Annotated in this window: 3 protein-coding genes; all 3 read right to left on the minus strand. The window is 63.7% G+C overall.

All coding sequences use genetic code 11. From position 1 onward, the window contains the following. Nucleotides 1–312 (minus strand): PAS domain-containing protein (locus A5481_RS35015; protein WP_245298706.1); only part of this gene is annotated, 312 nt, incomplete at its 3' end. Between the two features lie 726 nt (nucleotides 313–1,038). After that, nucleotides 1,039–1,407, minus strand: a complete 369-nt coding sequence (locus A5481_RS31990; protein WP_082173610.1) for a tyrosine-type recombinase/integrase — start codon at nucleotides 1,405–1,407, stop codon at nucleotides 1,039–1,041. 390 nt (nucleotides 1,408–1,797) lie between these two features. Then, nucleotides 1,798–3,054, minus strand: a 1,257-nt coding sequence (locus A5481_RS31995; RefSeq protein WP_064504524.1) for a PAS domain-containing methyl-accepting chemotaxis protein, incomplete at its 5' end; no start/stop codon positions are given.

Here is a 3,054-nt window from a genome sequence, read left to right on the forward strand (position 1 = left end):
TGCAAGCACCCAGTTCATCACACCAGGAGCAGGACACGTGCGATACTCGATGACGAATAAGCCGCCATAAGAACGCACCCGCATGAGCGTGTCGTAGAGGGCAACTCGATCATCCGGATGGACTGCTCGAGCGTATATAGCAAGCGGTAACCCCTCGGCAGCCTGAGCTGGTTCGACGCCGAACAGGGCGGCGGTCGTGGCATCACTGAGAGTATTGTCGGAAATAGGATTAGTTTCCCAAGTGCCAACCTGAGAAGCGGTCAGTGCGTCAGGCACGAAGGCAAGTACGGATCGGGTGAGCGGGTTCGGCATATTGCAAGCCTGCGACGCACGCCAAGATTGCATGGTCTATCGAGGTTGTAGCGCATTTGTTCCATATGTTATTGACGCACGCGGAAGCGAGGCACACTGATATAGAGTATATTTTCCTAAATCGAAGGTTCCTGCGAGAGAGGAGGCGAGTATGAACGTGGCATCATTCCCGGCCAAAATACCGCGCCCACCTTCATACAGGTTGCGTCGCCTGAATGAGATCGCCGACGTGCTCGGCGTATCCGTGGACACATTCACGGCGCCCGCTCAGCCTTACGTCCTGCACACAGGAGAGGATGCCACGTACTGGCTCCTGACAACTGACCCACAGGGTGTGCCTGTCGTTCGATGCACTCACGATCCTGCGACAGGCTACGGCACGACTGAGGAGAGCGTCCCGGATTTCCTCATACGCAACGCAGGCACCCCTCAGCATCAAGCGCTTACCGAGCTCATCGACAGCCTTCTCGTGATGCATCTCGCCCGCTGATGTCCGGGTGGGCCGCCTGTAGCGGTTCCGTAGCAGGTAGGGTCGGGGGGGGGGTAAGGCATCCTTGAAACAGCGAGCCCCGCCAGCTGGGTGGCCTGACGGGGCTAAGGGCCGATACGCAACGCGGCCCATGCGTGAGATAGCGGTGAAGGATTAGCGCTTCCTCGAGGGCACCATGAACAGCTCGCGCACCTCCGCCACCTCTGGTGGGAACGCACGGGCAACAGGCGCCACGCCTATAAAAACCCGCTCCCCGCGTGTTCCTTGAAGGCGTTCGCGCGCCGGACGTAGCCGACCTCGGTCCGGGTATCCCGGTGCCCGGACTGATCCATGATGCGGGCGGGATCCGCCTCGCGCTCGGCAGCAGTCGTGATGTAGCCGGCCCGTAGGAAGTGAGCCCCGAACGTCGAGGCGTCGAGCCCGGCGGCGGTCGCGTACTGCTTCACGATGTCGGCGACGGCCTGGGTGGTGAGGCGGGCAGGGTTGTACCCCACATTGTCATTCGAACCCTGTCCGACCGCGACACCGGCCGGAACACGGCCCCTCGGCGATCCCCGCCGCATCAAGTCAGTCGCGTAGCGGGTAACTGCCTCGTTGAGGCGCATCCTCGCCGCTCTATGGATGAAGTCGACGCGGATGGATTAAGATCGGGCAATGACCCGTCCCGTTTGTCAGAACCCGGACAACTGTCTTGCCACCAGTCGCGGTGGCCCGTGCCGGCAATGTGATGCAGCGGCGATCGCGCAGCGCGCGGTTCTCCTGCGCGAGCGCATTCGTGCCAACCAGGCGAAGGGGCGTCCGCCCTACGCTACGCGCCCACCTCAACCGCTCAAGCCTGCCCGACGAGCGCCTTGATCTCATCGCTCTTCGCGTGAGCCCGCTCTGCTCGCATCACGCGCGAGCTATGCATCATGCGCGAGCTATGCGCGGCAAACCCTGTCTGCATGAGCATACCGTAACGGATAGCATCTGCGTCCAATGCGGCCGGCCGATCCTCAGGCAACCATGTTGCGAGACGCTTCGCGAACCAGGCGTGCCGAGGCATTGACCTCCTGGGTGGAGATGGCGATCAAGCTGACGCTGCGGCTGATCTCGGAGACCGCCTGCGTCATGGCTTGCATGTTGGCGGACATCTCTTGTGCGACTGCGGACTGCTGCTCAACAGCTGTCGAGATGGCCGAGGAGATGTCGTTGACCTCGCCGATGGTCTCGCCGATGCCCGAGATGGCGGTCGCCGCTTGGTTCGCCGCCGTCTGCGTCTCGGCAATCTGGCCGCTGATGCTCTCGGTTGCTCGGGCTGTCTGCGCGGCGAGCTGCTTCACTTCGGTGGCGACGACCGCGAACCCCTTTCCGGCCTCGCCGGCTCGGGCCGCCTCGATGGTAGCGTTGAGAGCGAACAGGTTGGTCTGCGAGGCGATGCCCGAGATCAAGGCGACCACGTCGCCGATGCGCTGTGCTGATGCGGCCAGCCCGGCGACTACGGTCGAGGTCGCATTGGCCTGCTCGACGGCTCGCCTGGTAACCTGCAGTGCCAAGCTGACCTGCCGACCGATCTCGCCAACCGACGAGGCCAGTTCCTCAGCGCCGGCGGCGACGCCCTGCGTATTGCCCGAAGCCTGCTCGGCGGCGCTCGCCACACCCACTGCCTGCCGCGAGGCGTGCGAGATCGAAGCGGCGATGCCGTCAAGGTCGCGGTCGACGCCGCGGTGAAGTTCGGCCCGGCGCAGGCGCTCGGTGACGGCGGAGGTAATGTCGGTGGCAAACTTGACCACCTTGACGAGCCGCCCAGAGGCGTCGCTCACCGGGTTATAGGTGGCCTGGATGTAGACCTCTCGCCCGCCCTTTCCGATGCGCTTATACTCGGCCTGCTGGGATTCGCCGCGACCGAGCGCCTCCCAGAACGCGCAGTAGGCGGCGCTCTCACGCTTGGCAGCGGGGACAAACATCGAGTGATGCTTGCCCCTCACCTCGTCGAGGTCATAGCCGACCACCCCCAGGAAGTTGGCATTGGCGGTGACGATGGTGCCGTCGAGGGTGAACTCGATGATGCCCTGTGAGCGGTCAAGGGCGTCGAGCTTGCCCTGATTGTCCGTGTTGCGCAGCTTCTGCGCGGTGATGTCGGTCGCGCACTTGAACACGCCGTAGGGCTTGCCGGTGCGGCCCACGAGTGGATTGTAGCTGGCCTGGATCCAGACCTCCCGGCCTCCCTTTGCGATACGCTTGTACTCGGCGGCCTGATGCTCGCCCCGACG

The sequence above is a fragment of the Methylobacterium platani genome (assembly GCF_001653715.1).
Lineage (GTDB): Bacteria > Pseudomonadota > Alphaproteobacteria > Rhizobiales > Beijerinckiaceae > Methylobacterium > Methylobacterium platani.